We start from the raw sequence: 19,777 nt of genomic DNA, 5'->3' as shown, positions 1-19,777 counted from the left end.
CTTCACGCCGGATGTTGCCCCGACCAGCATCGCTCGATCGGGTGGCTGGGACCATCAGGTCCGCCGGCCGGCGTGGGGTGGGGACAGCCCTACCAACGTAATGGGAATGAACCGGGGTCGGCGGGGGGTTATGCTGTGCGGAGCAGGACCCACGACACGGGGGTGAACGGTTTCGACTTTGTGCGTTGATTCAAGGGAAGCGTGCCGGTGCAGGCGAGAGACCACCGTAAGCGTCATCGCAAACCAATAAGCGCCGAGTCTAACGACCAGCGCGCGTTCGCCCTCGCCGCCTGAGGCTAGGAGCGACGCTGTCGGCCCGGGGGCGCCTCCGCTCCGGTCGCCGGCATCAGCTAGGAGGCTCACCGCCGTCCCCGGCCACGGGGGACGGTCGGGACACCCACAGTGGCTGGGCTCATCACGGTGACTTGTCCGCGTGATCACCGGGGCCGAGTAGAGATGTAGCGGACTGCGCACGGAGAAGCCTTGATGATGCGGCAGAGGACCCGGGTTCGATTCCCGGCACCTCCACTCGCTCGGGGCGAGGTGTGTCGACGGAGAGCGTCGACCACCTCGCTCGTCGTGTTTTCTGGGGGTGAGACCCCCAGACCCCGCCCGGCGGGCGTTTGCCCCCGGACCCCCATCCGTAGGTGGTCGGGTTGGGCGGGCTGGGCTGGTTGGTTGGGTCGTCAGGGTTGTTGATCGCAGTGGTTGGCCGCGTTGCGCAGTTCGGCTCGCAGGGTGACGGCTTGGTGTTGCGCCTGGGCCCGGAGGCGCGCGAGTTCGGCGTAGTGGCGGGCGTTCGGCTCCTCGTGATGGCGCGGCCGCACGGCTGAGTGGCCGCGACGAAGCCTCACCGTGATCGAGTACGCCTGTTCCCGCGTCGCCAGCAGGTCGCGGGCGAGTTCGCGAGCACGAGCGAGGCGCGGGCTCTGCGTCGACAGCAGGCGCCTCGCCGTCATCAGTGCCGGCACGTGGCGCGAGGGCTGTCGTGAGTGCAGGCGTGACAGCCCGGTCGCGTGCAGCAGGTCGACGACCGTGGTCCGGTCCCCGTCGGGCTCCAGCATCAGGCAGAGCACGTGGACGAGCTCGTGCTCCTCGCCGCGGGAGCGGGCGGTCCTCAGCTGCCGCCACCGAGCCCACCACGAGGAGGACCAGTTCCGAGTGGCGGTCGTCGCGAGGTTCACGAGGAGCTCCCGCCGGGCCTTCCCCGTCAGTTCGTGCAACTGGCCGCGCATTTCTTCCAACCACAGGCCGACGCGGTCGTTCGGGAACCCGACCGCGACGGCCGTGAGCACCCAGTGGCCGCTGCGACGGTGCAGGGCCCGGACGCGGTGCCAGAAGACGAGCCCCAAGGTGGCGAGTGACCATAGGAACGACGATCCGAGGCCGACGGCCACGGGCACCCACGGCGATTCGCTCAGGATCGTGCCGATCGCTGTCCCCAGCGGCAGCGCGGCCAGGGACGCGAGCTTGAGGCACCGCTGCACCTCCTGGTTCACCGGCTGTTCCGCGCTGCGTCGAGGGGCTGCCGGTCGCTTCTCCCACGTGACTTCGGCGTCGGTGGTGGCACCCGCGGCCCGGACTTGAGCAGGTGCACCAGTTCGACCACGCGTTGCCACGGTTCCCCGCGTCGCGCGCAGATCGCGTAGGCGATGACGCTGACGCTCCCGACCGCGAGCACGAGCAACGCCCAGTTGAGCGACCAGAGCACGCCCGTCGACAGCGTCGTCGCGGCGAGACCTGCGAGCGCCGGCCCGGGTAAGCGAGCGCCCCGGCGTGAGTCGGCTCTCGCGGGTGGCACGGGACGTCGGCGACGGTGCCGCGGAGTGGTCATCGCTGGGGGTTACCTCGGGAGACGGGTGGGTGGGAGCAGCGCTCGGTCAACCATGTATTGCGTGTTGAGCTGCGGTGATGTGGAAATGTCGGTGCCAGGTGCTAGTTCTTCTTTAGGCGGGCTTGTGCTGCCCGCGTGGAAGCCGGGCTCGGCTCGTGTCCGAATCTTATGAACTAGATCTTTCTCAACATAGGGTAGTCACCCGAAAGTGTGGCCGAGGTAGTGATGGGGTGACCGCTGGGGGAGCCGGAGCGGTTGCGGTCGACGGGGAGTCGGTCGCGAACACCCGGTTGGTCCGTCCGTGTGGTGTGGTGCACCGTCTCGGTGCCACGCCAGGTCACACTGCTAGGCCGTTCACCCGGATGGGCTGCACTGAAGGGTGGTTCGCGCACACCACTGTACGCAGGTGCTGCTAGGCCATATAGGGTTCACCCGTGCCAGCACTGCGGATGACTGTTCAAACGCAGGCAGTCCTTCATGCCCTCCTCGCCGACCCGACGGCGGAGTTGTACGGGCTTGAGATCGCTGAACGCACGAATCTGTTGCCTGGAAGCACCTACCCGATCCTGACCAGGCTGCTCGAAGCCGGATGGATCCGGGATCGATGGGAAGAAGTGGATCCGCATGACGAACGAAGACCACGCAGGCGTTACTACCGCCTGACCGAGGATGGAGCGGCGTCCGCTCGCGAAGCACTTCGCAAAACGACGAAGAGCCTGGCTGAATCGCTTCCGCTCTGGAACGCCACGGTCGAGGGCACTTCGTAGTCGCAAGTCCCGGGCCGGCCTGCCCAGGCGATCTCACGTGCGCGTGCCGATCGATCGGCTCGTTCATCAACGAGAAACGCAGCACGTCACTTCTCAAGATGAGTGCCGATCGTGCTCCGGCAACCGCTGGAGGGTCCCTTTGCCCCGCCCACCTGCCACCCATAACCCATATGCACTGGCGCGGTACAGCAATCGGCCCCGGAGTCGTCTGTCGCGCTCATCGGGATGACTCCAGCGCGATACGACCCATCCTTGTTTCCGCAGCCTCACCAGTATGGTGCGGACATGGGCCGGGTCTATTCCTGTCCGGCGGGAAAGGGAGGTCGCCGACATCTCTGGAGTTGGAGTCGCGGTGAGCACGTCGAGAACGCGACGGGCGGCTCTCCGGCGTTGCCAGAACATGAGCAAACTCTACCTGTTCGGTCACTGATGTTCTCAATATAGGCGGTCAATCGACGCATTACTGAGGGCGTCGTCATGACGCCGTTATGAGCATGCCCGACGTGATGAGGTGTGATCTGCCTTCGGTGGATTCCAGTCGGCGAGTGGACTCGTGGATGCGCCGAGTGGGACAAGCGGTTCGGTCCAACCGATGGGTGAAGTTGAAGGTTCCTGTGCCGCTCTGTGACACGCTCTGCAAGATTACTGCCTAGTTCATGTGGAATAAGAGTGCTGTCGCGTCACCTGAAAGGGTGATGCGACAGCACTGAGTGGCCTGGCGGATCGCCGGTGGATGCACGCCTCTACGGCAAGTGGGGCGTGAATGATCGTTCGACCTGTCGGGTGCGCCGCTCGCCGTCGGCAACGGCCCGCTCGGCGAACTCGGCTGTCGGCGAGGTATCTACCGGGCGGTCGGGTCGAACGGCGCGTCGCCGGGGTACAGCGCGCCGATGAGCCGTGCGATGGCGTCCACGGCCGCCGAGTCGTCGTCACCCTGCATGGTCGCGGCCATTCGTCGTGCCACCTCGTCGGCGCGCGACGGCAGGTCGCCGACGTCGTCGAAGAGGATCTCCAGCGGGTCGGGCAACCGCGTGCGGATGATCGTGGCGATCTGTTCTGCGAGCACTCGCGGACTTCCTCGACGACTGGCGTCAAGCAGCTAGCGGCGAGCCGGGCGGGCCGTCATCGGGTCCTCGGGCCAGCGGTGCTTCGGGTAGCGGCCCCGCAGCTCCGACCTGACCTGCGGGTACCCGGTCCGCCAGAACGAGGCCAGGTCGCCCGTCACGGCGGTCGGGCGGCCGGCGGGGGAGAGCAGGTGCAGGACGACCGGCACGCGGCCGTCGGCCAGGCGCGGCGTCTCGGTCCAGCCGAACACCTCCTGCACCTTCACCGGCAGCACCGGCCCGGACGCGGAGTAGTCCACCCGGACGCGTGAACCCGAAGGCACTTCGAGCCGGTCCGGGGCGAGTTCGTCGAACCGCGCGGCGGCGGGCCAGGGCAGGAGCCGTCGCACGACCTGCTCGCCGCTGATGCGGGCCAGGTCCGCCTTGCGGCGCGCGTCGCCCACGTCGACCACGGCGAGCAGCGCCTCGTCGTCCACCGAGGGCCACGGGTCGCCGATCACGCGGTGCAGGAAGGCCATCCGCTCACGCGTGCGCAGACCGTCCGCGTCCCACCGCAGGAGGCCGACGCCCTCCGTCCGCAGGCCTTCCAGGAGGGCGGCGCGGATCGCCTCGCGGTCGTGCAACGGCTTGCTGGACAACGTGATCGCGCCCAGCTTGCGCAGCCGGTTCGAGACCACGTCGCCGTCCCACCGCACGTCGTCCTCGGTGGTCAGCAGGGACGACGCGGCGGTCACGGCGAGTTCCTCGTCCGCCCGTGCGGCCAACCGGATGCGGCCGTGCGCGCGACCCGCCTCGCGGTCGGCGACGGCCACGGCGAGCCACTCGGCGTCGGCCAACGCGCTGCCCGGCGGCAGCTCCACCGCCGTGCCGCCGGCCATCAGGTACACCGGCGAGCCGGGGGAACGCCTGCGCGCCAGCCGTTCCGGGTAGGCGAGGGCGACCACGAGGGCCGGGTCGTTCGAACCGGAGCCCGTGCCGTCGACCATCGCGGCCAGGCGGCGGACCTCGCGCGGGTCGGCGTCGCGGGTCGACAGCTCGACGCCCGAGTTCGCCCGGTCGTCGTCCAGCAGCGCCACCACCTCGGCGGCCTTGCGCGCGCCCACGGCCGCCGCACCGTCCAGCAACGCCCGCGCCAGCCGGGGGTGCAGGCCCAGGTCGGCCATCCGGCGGCCCCGGTCGGTCGCGTCGCCGTTCACGTCGAGGGCGCCCAGCGCGCGCAGCACCGAGCGGCCCGCGTCCAGCGCGCCCGGCGGCGGCGCGTCCCACCACCCGAGCCCTTCGCCGTCCGGCACGCCCCAGCAGGCCAGTTCCAGGGCCAGCCGGGTCAGGTCGGCGGTGCGGATCTCCGGCTCCGGGTAGCGCGGCAACGTGCTGTGCTCGTGCGCGGGCCAGCACCGGTAGACCTTGCCCGGCGCCTCACGTCCCGCCCGGCCCGCGCGCTGGTCGGCCACCGCCGCGCTGACCCGGACCGTGGCCAGGCCCGACAGCCCGCGCCGGTGGTCGACCCGCGGCACCCGCGACAGGCCGGAGTCCACGACCGCCCGCACACCCGGCACGGTCAGGCTCGACTCGGCGATCGCGGTGGCCAGCACGACCCGCCGCCCGGCTCCGGGCCGCAACGCGTCGTCCTGCGCGGTGGTGGCGAGCCGACCGTGCAGCGGCAGCACGGCCACGTCGTCACCGATCAGCGCGGCGCACCGCCGGATCTCCGCCACGCCAGGCAGGAACGCCAGCACGTCACCCTCCACTTCGGACAAGGCCTGGCGGATCGCGCGGGCCGTAGTGGCCTCCACCCGTTCCCGGCGCGCCGGCGGGGTGTGCACGACGTCCACCGGGAACGTCCGCGCCTCGACCCGGATCACCGGCGCGTCGCCGAGCAGCTGGGCCAGCCGGTCGGCCGCCACGGTCGCGGACGTGGCCAGCAGCTTCAGGTCCGGCCGCAGCCCGGCGCGGGCGTCGAGCAGCAGCGCCAGCAGCAGGTCCGCGTCCAGGTGCCGTTCGTGGCACTCGTCCAGCAGCACCGTGCCGACGCCGGCCAGTTCCGGGTCGTGCTGCAACCGCCGCACCAGCAGCCCGGAGGTGACGACCTCGATCCGGGTGTCCTTCGAGGTCTTGCGGTCGCCGCGCACCGAGTAGCCCACGGTCCGGCCGACCGGTTCGCCGAGCAGGCTCGCCATCCGCGCGGCGGCGGCACGGGCGGCCAGCCTGCGTGGTTCGGCCACGACCACCCGGCCGTCCAGCGCGAGCGGCACCAACGTCGTCTTGCCCGTGCCCGGCGGCGCGACCAGGACCGCCGAGCCGTGCGCGGTCAGCGTCGCCGCGATCTCGCCGAGCAGCGGTCGGATCGGCAGGTTCGGCAGTTCCACGGGCCCAGTGTTGTGCCACTGTGGACCCATGGGGAAATGGGGTGTCCTCGGCGCGACGGTGGCCTTGGCCCGCGCGGCCGTGACGATCAAGGTGTGGCAGGAGGTCGAGCGGCTGCCCGCGGCCCAGGTCGACGACGGTCCCGTGACCATCGTCGTGCCCGCGCGCGACGAGGAGCGTTCGATCGACCGGTGCCTCACGGGCCTGCGCGAGCAGGACCACCCGGACCTGCGGATCGTGGTCGTGGACGACGCGTCGACCGACCGCACCGCCGAGATCGTGCGGCGGCACGCCGCGGAGGACCCGCGCGTGCGGCTGGTCGGCAGTTCCGGGCCGCCGTCCGGCTGGGCGGGCAAGGTGCACGCGCTGCACGTGGGCACCGCCGACGCCGACACCGACTGGCTGCTGTTCATGGACGCCGACACCGAGGCCGCACCCGACCTGGTCGGCAGGCTGCTCGCGGGCGCCCGGCGCGACGACCTCGACCTGGTGTCCACGTCCGGGCGCGCGGGCAAGCCGAACCCCGGCTGGTGGCTGCTGCTGCCGCCGGTGAACCAGCTGCTGTTCGAGACGACGTCCGTGGACGGGCGGCGCGGCATGGCGCTGGCCGTCGGGCACTGCATCCTGGTCCGCCGCACGGCGTACGAGCGGGCGGGCGGCTGGGCCGCCATCGCCGGGTCGCGCGCGGACGACGTCGGCTTCGCCACGCTGGTCCGCGACCACGGCGGCCGGACGCGGTACGTGGACGGCGCGGACTCGCTGACCACGTCGGGCCTGGACACGTTCGGCGACACGTGGGCGTCGATGCGCAAGAGCATGGTCGCCGGCACGTCCCTCTACGCCAAGGGGCCCGCCGGCGCGTTCCTGTCGCTCGGGTCGACCGGTCTCGCGCACATCGCGTACGGGGTCGTGCCGGTGGTGGCGGCGTTGCGCGGGTCGAAGCCGGGGATGCTGGCCTGGCTCGGGCAGTCGCTCGCCGAGTGGATCTTCCTGCGGCGCAGCAGGCAGCCGCGGTCGGCGGCCGTGCTCGCGCCGCTGGCCTACGTCACGTTCGGCGCGATGTCGTTGGACGCGGCGTGGCGGGCGTTGCGCGGGACCACGAAGTGGAAGGGCCGGGACGTGCGAGGCTGACGTCGTGGTTGACCCGCTGCGCGATCCCGACGACCCCGAGCTGCTCGACCCGTACCGGGCCCGTGACCTGGCCGGGCTGGTGGAGACGACCCGGCTGGCCGCCGGCGCCGTCCGGTACGGCAAGGTCGGCCGCGTCGGCGTGGCCCAGGTCGTGGTGAACCGGGACAACCCGCTGCCCGGCGGCAACCACGCGTGCGGCGTGTACGGGTCGTCGGCGGAGGTCGCGGGCACGTTGATGCGGCTGGAGCAGACGTTCGCCGACGTGGGGCGGGCCGAGGCGGTGCTGTACGCGTCGCCGACCACGGTGGCCGAGATCGAGGGCATCGCCGACGACACCGGGTGGCACGCGGTGGAGGAGTCGTTGGCCGTCGTGCACCGGGGTGAGGTGCGGCGGTCGCCGCTCGTGCGGCGGGCGGGGGACGGGGACCTCGAGGGCATCGCCGAACTGCTGGCCGACGACCTGGGCGTGGACGGGCCGAGGCTGCTGCGGCACCTCGGGCAGCGGCTGGACGACCCGCGGTGCGCGTTCGTGGTGGTCGACGACGGCGACCGGATCGGCGGGTTCGCGTCCGGGTTCGGCGAGCGCCGGGTCGGGTTGGTCGAGCACGCGGTCGTGCGGCCGGCCCGTCGTCGTCGCGGGTTGGGCAAGGCGCTGGTCGACGGCGTGGTGGCCGAGCTGCGGGAGGCGGGTGCGTTGCTGGTGGCCTCGCACGTGGCCGAGGGCGGTGCGGGGGAGCGGTTCGTGGAAGCTTGCGGCTTCGACGTTTGTTACCCCGTAACGGCGTATGCGCGCAGAGTTGACGAGCTGCTCGATTGAGTATTTGGTTGCCGTACCGCATATCCTTAGCACGGCTAACGGAGATCGGAAGGGGCGCACAGTGCTGGGGACCGGGTCCGACGTGAAGGTCAAGCCCCGGCTACCCGGCGAGGTGTGGGTGCTCGTCGTGGCGAGCTTCATCATCGCCCTCGGGTTCGGGATCGTGGCGCCCGTCCTGCCCGTGTACGCCCAGAGCTTCGACGTCGGCACGTTCGCCGTGTCCGCCGTGGTCAGCTCGTTCGCCCTGGTCAGGCTCCTGTTCGCGCCGATGAGCGGTCGGCTGGTCAACCGGTTCGGCGAGACGTGGGTCTACGTCGTCGGCATCCTCATCGTCGCGGTCGGCACCGGCGCGTGCGGCTTCGCCACCGCGTACTGGCAGCTCATCGTGTTCCGGTCGTTCGCGGGCATCGGGTCGACCATGTTCACCGTGGCCGCCGTGGGCCTGCTGATCCGGATCACGCCCGCGCCGATGCGCGGCCGGGCGTCCGGGCTGTGGGCGACCGGGTTCCTGCTCGGCAACATCGCCGGCCCGATCGTCGGCGCGGCGCTCGTGGAGATCTCGATCCAGGTGCCGTTCGTCACCTACGCGGTGGCGCTCGTCGTGGCCGCGGTCTTCGTGTGGTGGTTCCTGCGCCGGTCCACGCTCGCCGCGACGTTGGACAAGTCGGTCGAGCAGGAGTCGATGCCGGTGCGCGCGGCCGTGCGGCTGTCGGCGTACCGGGCGGCGTTGGCGTCGGGGTTCGCCAACGGCTGGGCCGTGTTCGGCGTGCGGATCTCGTTGGTGCCGCTGTTCGTGGTGGAGGCGCTGCACAGCACGCCCGCCATCGCCGGCATCTCGTTGTCGGTGTTCGCGGCCGGCAACGCCGCCGTGCTGATGATCTCCGGGAAGCTGTCGGACTCGATCGGCCGCAAGCCCGTCGCCATCGCGGGGCTCGCGGTGTCCGCGGTGGGCACGGTGTGGCTCGGGTTCAGCGTCGGCGTGCCGATGTTCATGGTCGCGTCCCTGGTGGCGGGCATCGGCGCCGGTCTGCTCAACCCGCCGCAGAACGCCGTCGTGGCCGACGTGATCGGGTCGAAGGCCAAGGGCGGGCCGGTGCTGGCGGCGTTCCAGATGGTCGCCGACTGCGGCGCGATCGTCGGGCCGCTGCTCGCCGGCGTGCTGGTGGACCAGTTCTCGTACCAGGCGGCGTTCACCCTGACGGGTGCGATGGCCGCGGTGGCGCTGGTGTTCTGGCTGTTCTCGCCCGAGACGCTGCCTCGGGAGGAGGAGACGCACGTCGCGTCCGACGTGGCCGGGGAGGCGGGGTGCCTGGACGAGGGGCCCGAGGTGCCGGTCGGCGAGCGCGTGGCGGGTCGTCCGCGTCAGCCGGACGCGTGAGCGCTCAGGTTCCGCTCAGCATCTCTCGGTAGCCTGCGGGCCGGGTTGTGACCGGGAGGGCAGTGCGGTGGGTGGCGCGGAGCGCAACGCTCGGAAGAAGAAGCAGCAGCAGCGGGCGACCAAGGCGGTGGTCGCGGCGCGTGGTGCGTCCAGCGACCGGACCAAGGTCATCATCGGTGTCGTGGTCGTCGTGGTGCTGGCCGTGGCCGTGATCGGCGGGGTCATCTGGTCGTCGTCCGACTCGGGTTCGGACGACTCACTGGCCAACCCGCCCGCGGTCACCGGGGTGTCCGCACCGATCGTCCGCGAGGGCGGTGCGGTGGTGGTCGGCAAGGACGACGCGAAGGTCACCCTCGACCTGTACGAGGACTTCCTCTGCCCCGCGTGCGGCGCCTTCAAGAAGGCGTACGGCGAGCAGATCAAGCAGGAGATCGAGTCCGGCAACCTCCGGGTCCGCTACCACGCCCTGCCGTTCCTGATCCGGCTCTCCGACCCCGAGGGCTACTCGCGTGATTCGGCGAACGCGGCGTTGTGCGCGGCCGATGAGGGCAAGTTCTGGGAGTACCACGAGACGTTGTTCGCGCGGCAGCCCGAGGAAGGTGGGCCGGGGCACACCAAGCAGGAGCTGGTGAAGCTCGGCACGGACCTCGGGATCACCGGTGACGCGTTCAAGCAGTGCGTGGAGAGCGGGGCGCACGAGAAGGACGCCCAGGCCGAGCTGGACGCCGTGAAGGCGACGGGCAAGTTCGAAGGCACCCCCACCGTGATGAGGGACGGTCAGATCGTCTCGTGGGACGACCGGGACTGGCTGACCAACCTGCTCAAGTAGGCCGCCGCACCCCCGCCCAGCAGCCCGGACGCCGTAAGGCACCCCCCGATTTCGTCCCTGCGGGTGCCGTGTTGTACGGTATTGCCACACGAGAACGGCGGCCCCAACCGCCGGGAAACGTGCAGGCAAGGGGCTGTGGCGCAGCTGGTAGCGCATCACACTGGCAGTGTGAGGGTCAGGGGTTCGAGTCCCCTCAGCTCCACAAGTTAATAGCTCGACTGATTCGCCCGCTGACCTGCGGTAATGCAGGTGGCGGGCGATCTTGCTTTTGTGTCCACTTTGGGCTGGGCCTGCCGAGCTGGAGCATTCTGGAGCAGGCGGTCGCTCCGGACGAAATGTTGTCAGCCGTGTGCTCCAGGTCGCAGTAACCCGGCCGGGTGGATCTGTTGAGTGGCTTTCAGTGGCCGTAGCGGCTGTATGTCTGTTCCGGTGCCCGGCTCCTACAACGGCCCTGGACGGCGGTTCGGCGGGTACGTAGGGCGGCTTCCTCGGAAACTCGGTGCGGACGTTCCGGTTGATGTGGAGCCTCACGCCGCTGGGAACCAGGTGTCCGACTGCCAGGTCAGGGCGACCAACCCGCCGAAGCCGCACGACGGCTCGGGGCGGGGACACAGCAAACCGCCGACTGAGCGAGGACCCAGCGGTTCACCGCTGTGGTTCGGAGGCCGCGAGCGAGGTTCCGGTGATGGTCGTGGCCTCGATTCGGTGATACCGCACGGCGCTGGGAGGCAATCCGTCACGGGCGATCACCCATTCGTCGCCCAAGGACGAGACGGCTAGGTCGCCGATGTCGAACCGGAAGAGGACACCCCCGACCAGAGGTTCTGTGGAGTACCCCCAGATCAGGGCAGCATCCTGTAGGCGGGCCCCGACGAACCCGGCGAGCAGGCTCGGTTCCCGAGCAGGGCCGACCCGGCCTTCGCCGTACTCGTCCATGTCGTAGGAGGAATGCGGCGTCGACTCCTCCAAGAGGAGCAGTTCACCGCAACTCCGGAGTTCCAATACCGGAGCGCAGGCGAAGTGCAGCCAGAACATCCCCAATGCGTTCTGCCGGCCCTGGTACCAGTGCCAGTCCTCGGTCACCGACTCCAGCACCATGCCCAGCCGGGCCCGCAGCAGCCCCGTGGTCCGGGTGCCGTCGTCGGGGACGATCATCGGCCCAGCGTACGAGGCCACCAGCGCGCGCCGCGACTGAAATGCATCGAGTGCACCACCGACCACCTCACCCTTTCGGGTGAACCGCCGTGCTCACCCGCCGCGACACCAACCCACTCTTCCACGGTCTGTGGCACCTGCCGTCCGGCAAGCTCGACGCGGGGAGTCGGACTTCGCCGTCGCCGTTCGCGAAGCCGAGGAAGAAGTCGGCGTCCACCTCGACCCCGCCCAACTGCGCCTGGTCGACCAAACCGGGAACCCGACAAGTGCTCTGCGGTCCGCATCGCCCAGGCAGTACAGCCCAGCAGACAGGGGCGCTGCTGCGATAAAGATCAACCGGAAGTCCTGCGGTGGCCAGGTCACGACGGCTCGGGCCATGGCGTTGGGCTGAACCGGCAACCTCGGGAACGAAACCGACTCGGGCGCCGTCCCACACGAGGTAGCGTGGCGCGATTTCCACGTCACCGGAGGGGAAGCCGATGACCGATCCGTTGGCCAACGTGCAGCGCCTGGTGGACGACTGGGAGCGCGCCGCCGAGCAGAAGGCGGCGCGGTACGAGTCGATGCGGCAGGAGGTCGAGCGGATCTCGCTCACCAGGTCGGCCGCCGGTGGAGCGGTCAGCGTGACCGTCGGCCCCAACGGCATCCCCAGTGAGGTGTCCATGACCGAGGCGGTGTCGCGGCTGCGTCCGGAGCAGATCGCGGCGGCGGTGATGGAGGCGATGCGCCAGGCCCAGGCCGCCTACCCGGCCGAGTTGGCTCGGATCGTGGGGGAGACGGTCGGGGATACCGCATCGGGACAGCACATCGTGGCCACCGCCGAGCGCAACTTCCCGCAGGTCGAGGCGGACAGCCCTCCCGTCGCGCCGCCGCACCGACCGCGCCGCGGCGATGGTGACGACTTCAGCGACGACAGCTACCTGGGGTGAAGTGATGACGGGCTACGAGGTTCTCACCGGGGAGATCGCGGCCTTAGCCGGCCGGGTCGAAGGTCTGGCGGACCGGCTTCGCACCGCCGCGGACGCCGCGCGGACGGTGGCGATGAACGACTCCGCCTACGGCGTGGTCTGCCAACCGTTCGCCATGCTGCTGCAACCGTTCGAGGAGATGGGAGTGCAGGCCCTGACCAAGGCGGCGGAGACGGTCGCCGACAACGCCGCGAACCTACGTGAGACCTCCCGTGCCTACGACGCCCAAGAGTCCGGTGAGTCGGCGCGCTTCGACGGGATGAACACGTGAACAACCCCCTGGTCGCGACGGCGCAGAGCGACACCACGGCGGTCACCGGTATCGGCATCGCCGAGTCCGCCGCGGACCTGGCGAGCGGTATCTCCGACGGCAGTTGGGTCGAGGCCGGCCTCGGCGGCGTCGGTGTCGGGTTGGAAGTGCTGTCGATGGTCATCGACCCGATCGGCACGGTGGCCTCCTACGGCGTGGGGTGGCTGATCGAGCACGTGCAGCCCCTCAAGGAGGCGCTGGACTGGTTCGCCGGCGACCCGCCGGTGATCCGTTCGTTCAGCGAGACCTGGGCCAACGTCGCCGCCGAGGTCGCCCGCATCGCCGAGGAACTGGGCACCCAGGACGCGCCGGGCTGGCAGGGCACCGCCGCCGACACCTACCGCGGCCACGCTGCCCAGACCGCCGACGCCATCGCCGGTGCCGCGACCCTGGCCGAGGGCGTGGGGGTCGGCGTCATGGTGATGGGCGAGGTCGTGGCGGCCGTCCGCGAGATCATCCGCGACCTGGTGGCCGAGGTCGTCGGCAAGCTGATCACCTGGGCACTGGAGGCCGTCGCCACCCTCGGCCTGGCCACGCCGGTCATCGTCGCCCAGGCCACCTCCACCATCGCCCGCGTCTGCAACCGCATCTCCGACCTCGTCCGCAAGCTCGTCAAGACCATCGGCAACGTCACCCCGCGCATCCGCAAGGTCCTCGACAAGCTCGGCGAGATCATGGAAAAGCTGGGCAAGCTCGGCCGCAAAGCCGACGGCCCGAGCGGCCCCGGCACCACCAGTCCGGCCGGTGCACCCGGCGCACCCGACGCCCCCACCGTCAAGGGCCCGGACGGCACCACCAGCCCGTCGAGCACAGCGGACACGACCTCGCCCTCCGGCACGACCTCCCCCTCCGGCACCACCACCACTCCCTCGACGGCCACCACCCCGAGCAGCCCCGCCACTCCCGACACCACCAGTCCGGACAGCGCGACACCCACCACGTCTCCGGACAGCCCTCGGCAGGCCGACCGCACCGGGAACAGCGGGCAACGCGACGGCGACATCGACAGCACGGTGGACGACCCCCACAACGCCTCCCAGTCGGCCGACCGGCCGTTCTGCGAGGACGACCCGATCGACGTCGCCACCGGTGAGGTGGTGCTGTCGCAGACCGATGCCACGTTGCCCGGCCTGCTGCCACTCGTGTTCTCCCGGCACCACCAGTCGTCCTACCGGGCCGGGCGGTTGTTCGGCCCGTCCTGGGCCTCCACCCTGGACCAACGGGTCGAGGTCGGCCCGGTCCACGTCTGGCTGGCGACGGAGGACGGCCGCCTGCTGCGCTTCCCCAAGCCGGAGGGTGCGGAAACCGTGCTGCCGGACTTCGGTCCGCGGCTGTCGTTGCGGCGCAGCGGCGAGGGTTACGAGGTGGTGCACCCGCAGCAAGGGTTGACGTGGGAGTTCCAACCCGTCGGCGCGGAGTGGGACGCGCGCTCGACGCTGCCCCTGACGGCTGTCCGGCGGCGGGCGGGCGGTGAGGTCCTTGTCGACCACGACGACGAGGGCCTGCCGACGCGGTTGCGCCACTCCGGCGGGTACGAGGTCGCGGTCGACACGGTCGACGGGCGGGTGACGGCGCTGCGGCTGACGTCCGCGCCGGAGCCGATCACCCTGACGCGCTACGCCTACGACGACACGGGACAGCTGTCCGAGGTGACCAACTCGTCCGGCGCCGCGTTGCGCTTCACCCACGACGAGGACGGCAGGCTCACGTCCTGGACCGACCGCAACGGCGTCTGGTACCGCTACGTCTACGACGAGCAGGGCCGGGCCACCACGACCATCGGTTCCGGTGGGGCGCTCAACGGCACCTTCGCCTACGAGGACCGCCGCACCACGCACACCGACACCCTGGGCAACACGACCACCTATGAGCTCAACGAGCTGGGTCAGGTGGTGCGGCAGATTGACCCGCTCGGTGCCGTGACCACCCGCGAGTGGGACCGCTTCGACCGTCTGGTGGCCGTGACCGACCCGCTCGGCCACACCTCCCGCTACGCCTACGACGGCGAGGGCGACGTCGCCGCGATCACCCGACCGGATGGCACCACCGTCACCGCCGCCTACGCCGGCGCGGGCCTGGCGACCGAGGTCACCGATCCCGCGGGCGGCAGGTGGCTGCGCGAGTACGACGCCCACGGCAACCTGGTGGTCGAAACAGACCCGGCCGGTGCCACCACGAGGTTCGAGTACGACGAACGCGGCCACCTCAGCCGCACCACCGACCCGCTCGGCAACGCCACGCGGTACGAAACGGACGGTGCCGGGCTGATCAGCGCGATCACCGACCCGCTCGGCACCACCACCCGGCACCAGCGGGACGCCTTCGGCCGCGTCGCCGCCACGACCGACGCGCTCGGCGGCACCACCCGGTACAGCTGGACCGTGGAGGGCAAGCTGCTGGCGCGCACCCGTCCCGACGGCAGCACCGAGCGGTGGCGCTACGACGGCGAGGGCAACCAGGTCGAGCACGTCGACGCGCTCGGGCAGGTCACCCGCACGGAGGTCACCTTCTTCGACCTCCCGGCGGCCCGCACGACCCCGGACGGCGCCCGCACGTCGTACGCGTACGACACGGAACTGCGACTCGTCGAGGTCGTCGGCCCGCACGGTTTGAGCTGGCGCTACGAGTACGACGCCGCAGGCCGTCTGCGTCGCGAGGTGGACTTCGACGGCCGGGTGCTCACCTACACCCACGACGCCGCCGGCCGGCTGTCCACCCGCACCAACGGCATGGGCGAGACGGTCGTCTACGAGCGCGACGTCCACGGCGACGTGGTCGCCAAGCACACACCGACCGGGACGGCCACCTTCGACCGCGACCCCTGCGGTCGCGTGATCCGGGCGACCAACCCGGACACCGAGGTCGTCTACGAGCGGGACGCCTGTGGGCGCGTGCTGGCCGAAACCGTCGCCGGACGCACCGTCCGGTCCGGGTTCGACGCCGTCGGCAGGCGCGTGTCCCGCGAGACCGCGGTGGGCGTGACCTCCGCCTGGGAGTACGACGCGGCGGGCAACCCGGTTGCGCTGCACGCGACCGGTGGCAGCCTCGCCTTCCAACACGACCCGCTGGGCCGTCAGGTGGAGCGGAGCCTGGGCGAGCTCACCGTCACCCAGTCGTGGTCGCCCGCCCACCAGTTGACCGGACAGGTCGTTGCGGCCAAGCAGCCGATCACCCACCGCAGCTGGCGGTACCGACCGGACGGCCACGTCGAGGGGATCGCCGACCCGACCGGTGAGCGCCGGTTCGCGCTCGACCGGCGGGGACGCGTCGTCTCCGTGCAAGGGCAGGGCTGGTCCGAGCGCTACGACTACGACCCCGTCGGCAACATCACCCGCGTCGACCTACCGGTCGCGGACCACGGGTCCGAAGGACCGCGCGAGTACGCCGCCACGCGCCTGCGCAGTGCGGGCCGCACCTCCTACGTCCACGACCGGCAGGGCCGCGTGGTGCAACGGCGACACCGCACGCTGTCGGGGCAGGTGCGCCTCTGGCGCTTCACCTGGAACGCCGAGGACCGGCTCACCGGCGTGACCACCCCCGACGGCACCACCTGGCGGTACCGCTACGACCCGATGGGCAGGCGGATCGCGAAGGAACGGTTCGACGCGGCCGACAACCCCGTGGAGCGGTACGACTTCACCTGGGACGGCACGCGACTGGTCGAGCACGTCCACAGCAGCGGCACCACCAGCACCTGGGAGTACCAACCCGGATCGGCCACCCCGATCGCCCAGCTCGACCAGGACGAGGTCGACCGGCGCTTCTACGCGATCGTGGCGGACGTCGTCGGCAGCCCGACCGAACTGGTCGACGCCCGCGGCGAAGTCGGGTGGCGACGCACGAGCACCCTCTGGGGCCGAACGCTGTCCCAGACGGGCGAGACGGCCTGTCCCCTGCGGTTCCCGGGTCAGTACCACGACCCGGAGACCGGCTGGCACTACAACCACTTCCGCTACTACGACCCGGAGACCGGGCGGTACGCCTCACCCGACCCGCTGGGACTGGTGCCGTCGGTCAACCCCGGCGCCTACGTACCGAACCCCACCCGGCAGATCGACCCGCTCGGCCTGCAGGGCTGCGACGTCAGCGGGGACGAAGCCAAGCAGCAGGCACTCGCCGACGCCGGTGTCCCGCCTGGTTCCGAGCCCTTGGACAGCCGGATGGTGCCGTCCACGACGCCGAGCGGCCGGCAGATCCTGGACGAGAACTACCAGCCGGTCTACTTCCCCGAGGAGATCTACCTCAACAACCGGGACGAGCTGATCGCGTTCCAGGACCACTACACCGGCCACCAGTTCGGTGAGGGTGGAGTGGGCGACCAGCCCCCGCACGTCCATGTGCGACCCTACGAGAACACCCGCAACGGCCAAGTCCCCGGAGCGCAGGAGCACTACTATTACAACCCCAGCCTGGGCAGACCGACTCCTGCCCAATGACGCCAAGCTGCTGACCCGGTTCTACCCGCAGGGACCGGACTTCACCGGCTTGGTGCTGCGGTCGATCCGGTTCGAGCGCCGAGGACCCGGCTGCACGCTGCGCGTCGACCTGCCGGTCGCCTCGGACGTGCCCGGTTACAGCCGCGTACAGGCGCACCTGGGATTCCTGGCGGTCGACGACGTCCGGCTGTCCGGCGGCGCGGTGCTCCCGGCCACCGTGTCGATCGAGCTCGCGGAACGGCCGAGGGCGAGGCTGGCCGTGTTGGTGACCGGCGAGTCGCTGCGCCTGACGTTGACGTGTGCCGAGCAGTTCCGCTTCGGCAAGGTCAGCGCCCACAACTCGCCCCCGGACGCGGTGGACGACGGGCCGCACGAGTTCACGAGCAAACTGGACCAGCGGCTGTACACGTCAGTCCCCGGACCGGAGATCGACACCTACCATGAGCACATTTGACCTGTCGGCGTTCGAGCTCTACGCCCTGCACTGGGACGAACGCGACCAAGCGATCACCGCGTCCTTCGAAGGACCGCTGGACGAAGTCACCCGTCGGACCTGGGAGGCACCGCCCGAGCACGACTGGATCCGGTTCCACCTCAGGTTCGCCGCGGTCGACGACGTGGAGGTGCGCGACTGGAACTACCAGCTGCCTACCAGGGTGGAGCAGGTACCGGTGGGAGACCGGGTCACGGTGACGGTGACGGGAGAAGGCACCGACGTCCGTTTCACCTCCGCCCCCGCCGCCCAGGTGGGCAGCCGAACGTCCAAAGCCCGATCGTTCTGACCGACACGGGCGACGGCACCAAGAGCTGACGTGTCACTCTCTTGAAGCCTCGCGACCGTCTGTCCATCCAAGGTCGGCTTCAGAGTCGGCGGTGACCGGCTCGTCTGCCCGGTTGTCGCCGTTGAAGTAGTAGATGAGAAGACGCGCATCGGCTACTCCATCCTGCGCCAGGAGCTGTCACCGACGTCGACAACGGCCTTGTCCCAGCGGTCCTGCAGACACTGGAGCAGGCGGCTGGTGACTTCGGGGGCGACGTGGGAGTAGGTGCGTTGGACGGGGTCTTTGAGGATGTGGCCGAGTCGGAGTGACTGGGCGATCTCGGGGATGGTGTCGGCGATCATCCAAGTCTTGTGGCTGTGGCGCAGTCCGTGGAAGGTCAGGCCCGGCTTGACTGGCTGGAGGCGCAGTACCGCGCGGCGCTGGTCGAGGTTGCACTGGCCTCGATGGCGGAGTCGTTGAAGGCGACCGCCGAGGTCTACGAGCAGGTCGAGAGTGACAACGTCGACCGGTTCGGCCGGTTGGGGCAGGGGCGAACAACCCGTTCGTCGCGAAACCGGAGGACGACACCACCGCCATCACCGGGATCGGCCTGCTGGAGGCGGGGCAGGCCGCGCTGGACCGGATCAACAACGGCGATTGGGTCGAGGCCGGGCTGGGAGTCGTCGGTGCCGGGCTTGAAGCGCTCGGTGTCTACATGGACCCGGTTGGCACGCTGGCGTCCTACGGGGTCGGGTGGTTGATCGAGCACGTTCAGCCGCTGCAGGACATGCTGAACGACCTGGCCGGGACACCGCCGGTCATCCGCGCCGTCGCACAGATCTGGCAGAACATCAGCGAAGGCGTTGAGCGGGCGGCCGGTGACCTGGAGGCCACATCGCGTGATCGCACTGCCGGGTGGCGTGGTGCCGCAGGTGATGCGTATCGGGTGCGTGCCGGAGAGGTGGTCGACGCGCTGCGTGGTGCGTCGAGGGTGTGCAGCGTGTGGGTGCCGTGGTCACGATCATGGGTGAGATCGTGGCGGCGGTGCGGGAGTTCGTGCGGGACCTGATTGCCGACGCGGTCGGCAGGCTCGTGGTCTGGGGACTGGAGCTTCTCGTCACGGGCGGTGCCGCGGCGCCGGTGGTGGCGATGCAGGCCACCAGCCTGGTCGCCAAGTACGCCGCCAAGGTCGCGGATGTGGTGCGCAAGCTGCTCAAGACCATTTCCAACGTAGTTAAACGGCTCGACGGGCTCGCCGAGGTGCTGCGTATGACATGGCGCAAGCTCAAGGAGTTGGTCGACAGGCTCCGTAGGAAGGACCCGGATCCGCAGCACAAGGATCCGCGCGAGCTCGACCGGCAGCGTCGGGAACAGGAGAAGCAGGAACTCATCGCTGAAGCTCAGGACAACGGCGTAAAGATCTCTCCGGACAAGGTCGTCGAAATCGGCAGGGACCCAACGGGAAGATCGTCTTTCTGGAGGAGGGAGGGGTCAATCCGCGTACCAACAAGGAGTCCGGCCTTGCGCACGTGATGAAGCACAAGGACGAGGGGACTTCACCCCGGATGTTGGACACGGGGTTATGCGGCGTGGGTCAGCGTAGCCGGTGTTGGTAGCAGGCTGTTCTCGTAGTCGATCGGGGACACCTGGCCGAGGTGGGAGTGGCGTCGTCGGGTGTTGTAGCGGTGTGCCCAGCCGAACACCGCCAGCCGTGCTTCCCTTTCACTGTGCCAACTCTGGGCGCCTTGGAGGGTTTCGCGTTTGAAGGAGGCGTTGAGGCTTTCGGCGGCGGCGTTGTCCGCGGAGCTGCCGACCGCGCCCATGGATCGGGTCACCCCGGCGGCGTGGCAGGCCTCGGCGAAGGATTTGGCGTTGTATTGGGCGAGTTCAATCGGTCGATGCAACACCGGGCTGTTGGAGCAACTGTAGCTGCTCGCTGAATACCTCGGCGGGGGTCTTCCAA

19 protein-coding genes, 1 tRNA gene and 1 other RNA gene are annotated in these 19,777 nt (G+C 70.1%); 13 read left to right on the top strand and 8 right to left on the bottom strand.

What is annotated here, in order from left to right; all coding sequences use genetic code 11:
• Positions 1-158 precede the first annotated feature (158 nt).
• Positions 159-531: a transfer-messenger RNA gene (gene ssrA / locus LNK82_RS44340) on the top strand.
• 155 nt (positions 532-686) lie between these two features.
• Here the strand turns inward: ssrA and LNK82_RS44335 are convergent.
• Positions 687-1,499, bottom strand: a complete 813-nt coding sequence (locus LNK82_RS44335; RefSeq protein WP_230572822.1) for a hypothetical protein — start codon at positions 1,497-1,499, stop codon at positions 687-689.
• Positions 1,496-1,711, bottom strand: coding sequence for a hypothetical protein (locus tag LNK82_RS44330; protein ID WP_230572821.1), 216 nt, complete (start codon positions 1,709-1,711; stop codon positions 1,496-1,498). Before LNK82_RS44330 ends, LNK82_RS44335 begins: the two co-directional genes overlap by 4 nt.
• A gap of 557 nt (positions 1,712-2,268) precedes the next feature.
• Here LNK82_RS44330 and LNK82_RS44325 point away from each other — a divergent pair.
• The gene (locus LNK82_RS44325) at positions 2,269-2,601 is read left to right on the top strand and encodes a PadR family transcriptional regulator (RefSeq protein WP_230572820.1); all 333 of its coding nucleotides are present in this window, start codon (positions 2,269-2,271) and stop codon (positions 2,599-2,601) included.
• Between the two features lie 93 nt (positions 2,602-2,694).
• Here LNK82_RS44325 and LNK82_RS48550 read toward each other — a convergent pair whose 3' ends face one another.
• From LNK82_RS48550 to hrpB, 3 genes are all read right to left on the bottom strand, one after another.
• Positions 2,695-3,003, bottom strand: coding sequence for a helix-turn-helix domain-containing protein (locus tag LNK82_RS48550; RefSeq protein ID WP_372470814.1), 309 nt, complete (start codon positions 3,001-3,003; stop codon positions 2,695-2,697).
• 439 nt (positions 3,004-3,442) lie between these two features.
• Positions 3,443-3,667 (bottom strand): hypothetical protein, encoded by a 225-nt coding sequence (locus tag LNK82_RS44320; protein WP_230572819.1) that lies wholly within the window; start codon positions 3,665-3,667, stop codon positions 3,443-3,445.
• Between the two features lie 33 nt (positions 3,668-3,700).
• Positions 3,701-6,031, bottom strand: a complete 2,331-nt coding sequence (hrpB, locus tag LNK82_RS44315; RefSeq protein WP_230572818.1) for an ATP-dependent helicase HrpB — start codon at positions 6,029-6,031, stop codon at positions 3,701-3,703.
• 28 nt (positions 6,032-6,059) lie between these two features.
• On the opposite strand from hrpB, the gene LNK82_RS44310 reads away from it, so the two are divergent.
• The 5 genes from LNK82_RS44310 to LNK82_RS44290 all read left to right on the top strand — a co-directional run bounded on the left by LNK82_RS44310 (position 6,060) and on the right by LNK82_RS44290 (position 10,386).
• Positions 6,060-7,160: a glycosyltransferase family 2 protein gene (locus LNK82_RS44310; protein WP_230572817.1), complete on the top strand. Its 1,101-nt coding sequence runs from the start codon at positions 6,060-6,062 to the stop codon at positions 7,158-7,160.
• A 4-nt stretch (positions 7,161-7,164) separates the two neighbouring features.
• Positions 7,165-7,977 carry a GNAT family N-acetyltransferase gene (locus tag LNK82_RS44305; RefSeq protein ID WP_230572816.1) on the top strand — a complete coding sequence of 271 codons (813 nt, stop codon included), beginning with the start codon at positions 7,165-7,167 and terminating at the stop codon, positions 7,975-7,977.
• Between the two features lie 61 nt (positions 7,978-8,038).
• Entirely contained in the window at positions 8,039-9,355 is a 1,317-nt protein-coding gene (locus tag LNK82_RS44300) for an MFS transporter (RefSeq protein ID WP_230572815.1), read from the top strand.
• A 67-nt stretch (positions 9,356-9,422) separates the two neighbouring features.
• Positions 9,423-10,184 carry a DsbA family protein gene (locus LNK82_RS44295; RefSeq protein WP_230572814.1) on the top strand — a complete coding sequence of 254 codons (762 nt, stop codon included), beginning with the start codon at positions 9,423-9,425 and terminating at the stop codon, positions 10,182-10,184.
• A 129-nt stretch (positions 10,185-10,313) separates the two neighbouring features.
• A tRNA-Ala gene (locus tag LNK82_RS44290) sits at positions 10,314-10,386 on the top strand.
• 443 nt (positions 10,387-10,829) lie between these two features.
• Here the strand turns inward: LNK82_RS44290 and LNK82_RS44285 are convergent.
• Positions 10,830-11,339 (bottom strand): hypothetical protein, encoded by a 510-nt coding sequence (locus LNK82_RS44285; RefSeq protein WP_230572813.1) that lies wholly within the window; start codon positions 11,337-11,339, stop codon positions 10,830-10,832.
• A 479-nt stretch (positions 11,340-11,818) separates the two neighbouring features.
• On the opposite strand from LNK82_RS44285, the gene LNK82_RS44280 reads away from it, so the two are divergent.
• Genes LNK82_RS44280 through LNK82_RS44260 form a run of 5 tightly spaced genes read left to right on the top strand, consistent with a single transcriptional unit; the run spans position 11,819 to position 17,835 of the window.
• On the top strand, positions 11,819-12,268 hold the full coding sequence (locus LNK82_RS44280) for a YbaB/EbfC family nucleoid-associated protein (RefSeq protein ID WP_230572812.1): 450 nt from the start codon (positions 11,819-11,821) through the stop codon (positions 12,266-12,268).
• 4 nt (positions 12,269-12,272) lie between these two features.
• A complete protein-coding gene (locus tag LNK82_RS44275; protein WP_230572811.1) occupies positions 12,273-12,578 on the top strand; it encodes a type VII secretion target in 306 nt (101 codons plus the stop codon).
• Entirely contained in the window at positions 12,575-17,053 is a 4,479-nt protein-coding gene (locus LNK82_RS44270) for a DUF6531 domain-containing protein (RefSeq protein WP_230572810.1), read from the top strand. Before LNK82_RS44275 ends, LNK82_RS44270 begins: the two co-directional genes overlap by 4 nt.
• A gap of 52 nt (positions 17,054-17,105) precedes the next feature.
• Positions 17,106-17,507, top strand: coding sequence for a hypothetical protein (locus LNK82_RS44265; protein WP_230572809.1), 402 nt, complete (start codon positions 17,106-17,108; stop codon positions 17,505-17,507).
• Positions 17,494-17,835 carry a hypothetical protein gene (locus LNK82_RS44260; RefSeq protein WP_230572808.1) on the top strand — a complete coding sequence of 114 codons (342 nt, stop codon included), beginning with the start codon at positions 17,494-17,496 and terminating at the stop codon, positions 17,833-17,835. The genes LNK82_RS44265 and LNK82_RS44260 overlap by 14 nt, the downstream gene beginning before the upstream one ends.
• A 152-nt stretch (positions 17,836-17,987) precedes the next feature.
• On the opposite strand, the gene LNK82_RS44255 is transcribed toward LNK82_RS44260, so the two are convergent.
• On the bottom strand, positions 17,988-18,176 hold the full coding sequence (locus LNK82_RS44255; protein WP_230572807.1) for a hypothetical protein: 189 nt from the start codon (positions 18,174-18,176) through the stop codon (positions 17,988-17,990).
• 661 nt (positions 18,177-18,837) lie between these two features.
• Here LNK82_RS44255 and LNK82_RS44250 point away from each other — a divergent pair.
• The gene (locus LNK82_RS44250) at positions 18,838-19,347 is read left to right on the top strand and encodes a hypothetical protein (RefSeq protein WP_230572806.1); all 510 of its coding nucleotides are present in this window, start codon (positions 18,838-18,840) and stop codon (positions 19,345-19,347) included.
• Between the two features lie 47 nt (positions 19,348-19,394).
• Here the strand turns inward: LNK82_RS44250 and LNK82_RS44245 are convergent.
• Positions 19,395-19,777 (bottom strand): integrase core domain-containing protein (locus LNK82_RS44245; RefSeq protein ID WP_230572805.1); only part of this gene is annotated, 383 nt, incomplete at its 5' end.

The sequence above is a fragment of the Saccharothrix luteola genome (genome assembly GCF_020859565.1).
GTDB classification, from domain to species: Bacteria; Actinomycetota; Actinomycetes; order Mycobacteriales; family Pseudonocardiaceae; genus Actinosynnema; species Actinosynnema luteola.
Note: the sequence above shows the minus strand (reverse complement) of the source record. Positions and strands in the feature narration are given on the sequence as shown.

Bases quoted from the DNA above. Each gene is read 5' to 3' on its own strand.
- LNK82_RS48550 (WP_372470814.1), bottom strand. From the start codon at position 3,003: ATGTTCTGGCAACGCCGGAGAGCCGCCCGTCGCGTTCTCGACGTGCTC.
- LNK82_RS44310 (WP_230572817.1), top strand. From the start codon at position 6,060: ATGGGGAAATGGGGTGTCCTCGGCGCGACGGTGGCCTTGGCCCGCGCG.
- LNK82_RS44285 (WP_230572813.1), bottom strand. From the start codon at position 11,339: ATGATCGTCCCCGACGACGGCACCCGGACCACGGGGCTGCTGCGGGCC.
- LNK82_RS44280 (WP_230572812.1), top strand. From the start codon at position 11,819: ATGACCGATCCGTTGGCCAACGTGCAGCGCCTGGTGGACGACTGGGAG.
- LNK82_RS44275 (WP_230572811.1), top strand. From the start codon at position 12,273: ATGACGGGCTACGAGGTTCTCACCGGGGAGATCGCGGCCTTAGCCGGC.
- LNK82_RS44260 (WP_230572808.1), top strand. From the start codon at position 17,494: ATGAGCACATTTGACCTGTCGGCGTTCGAGCTCTACGCCCTGCACTGG.
- LNK82_RS44255 (WP_230572807.1), bottom strand. From the start codon at position 18,176: ATGATCGCCGACACCATCCCCGAGATCGCCCAGTCACTCCGACTCGGC.
- LNK82_RS44250 (WP_230572806.1), top strand. From the start codon at position 18,838: ATGGGTGAGATCGTGGCGGCGGTGCGGGAGTTCGTGCGGGACCTGATT.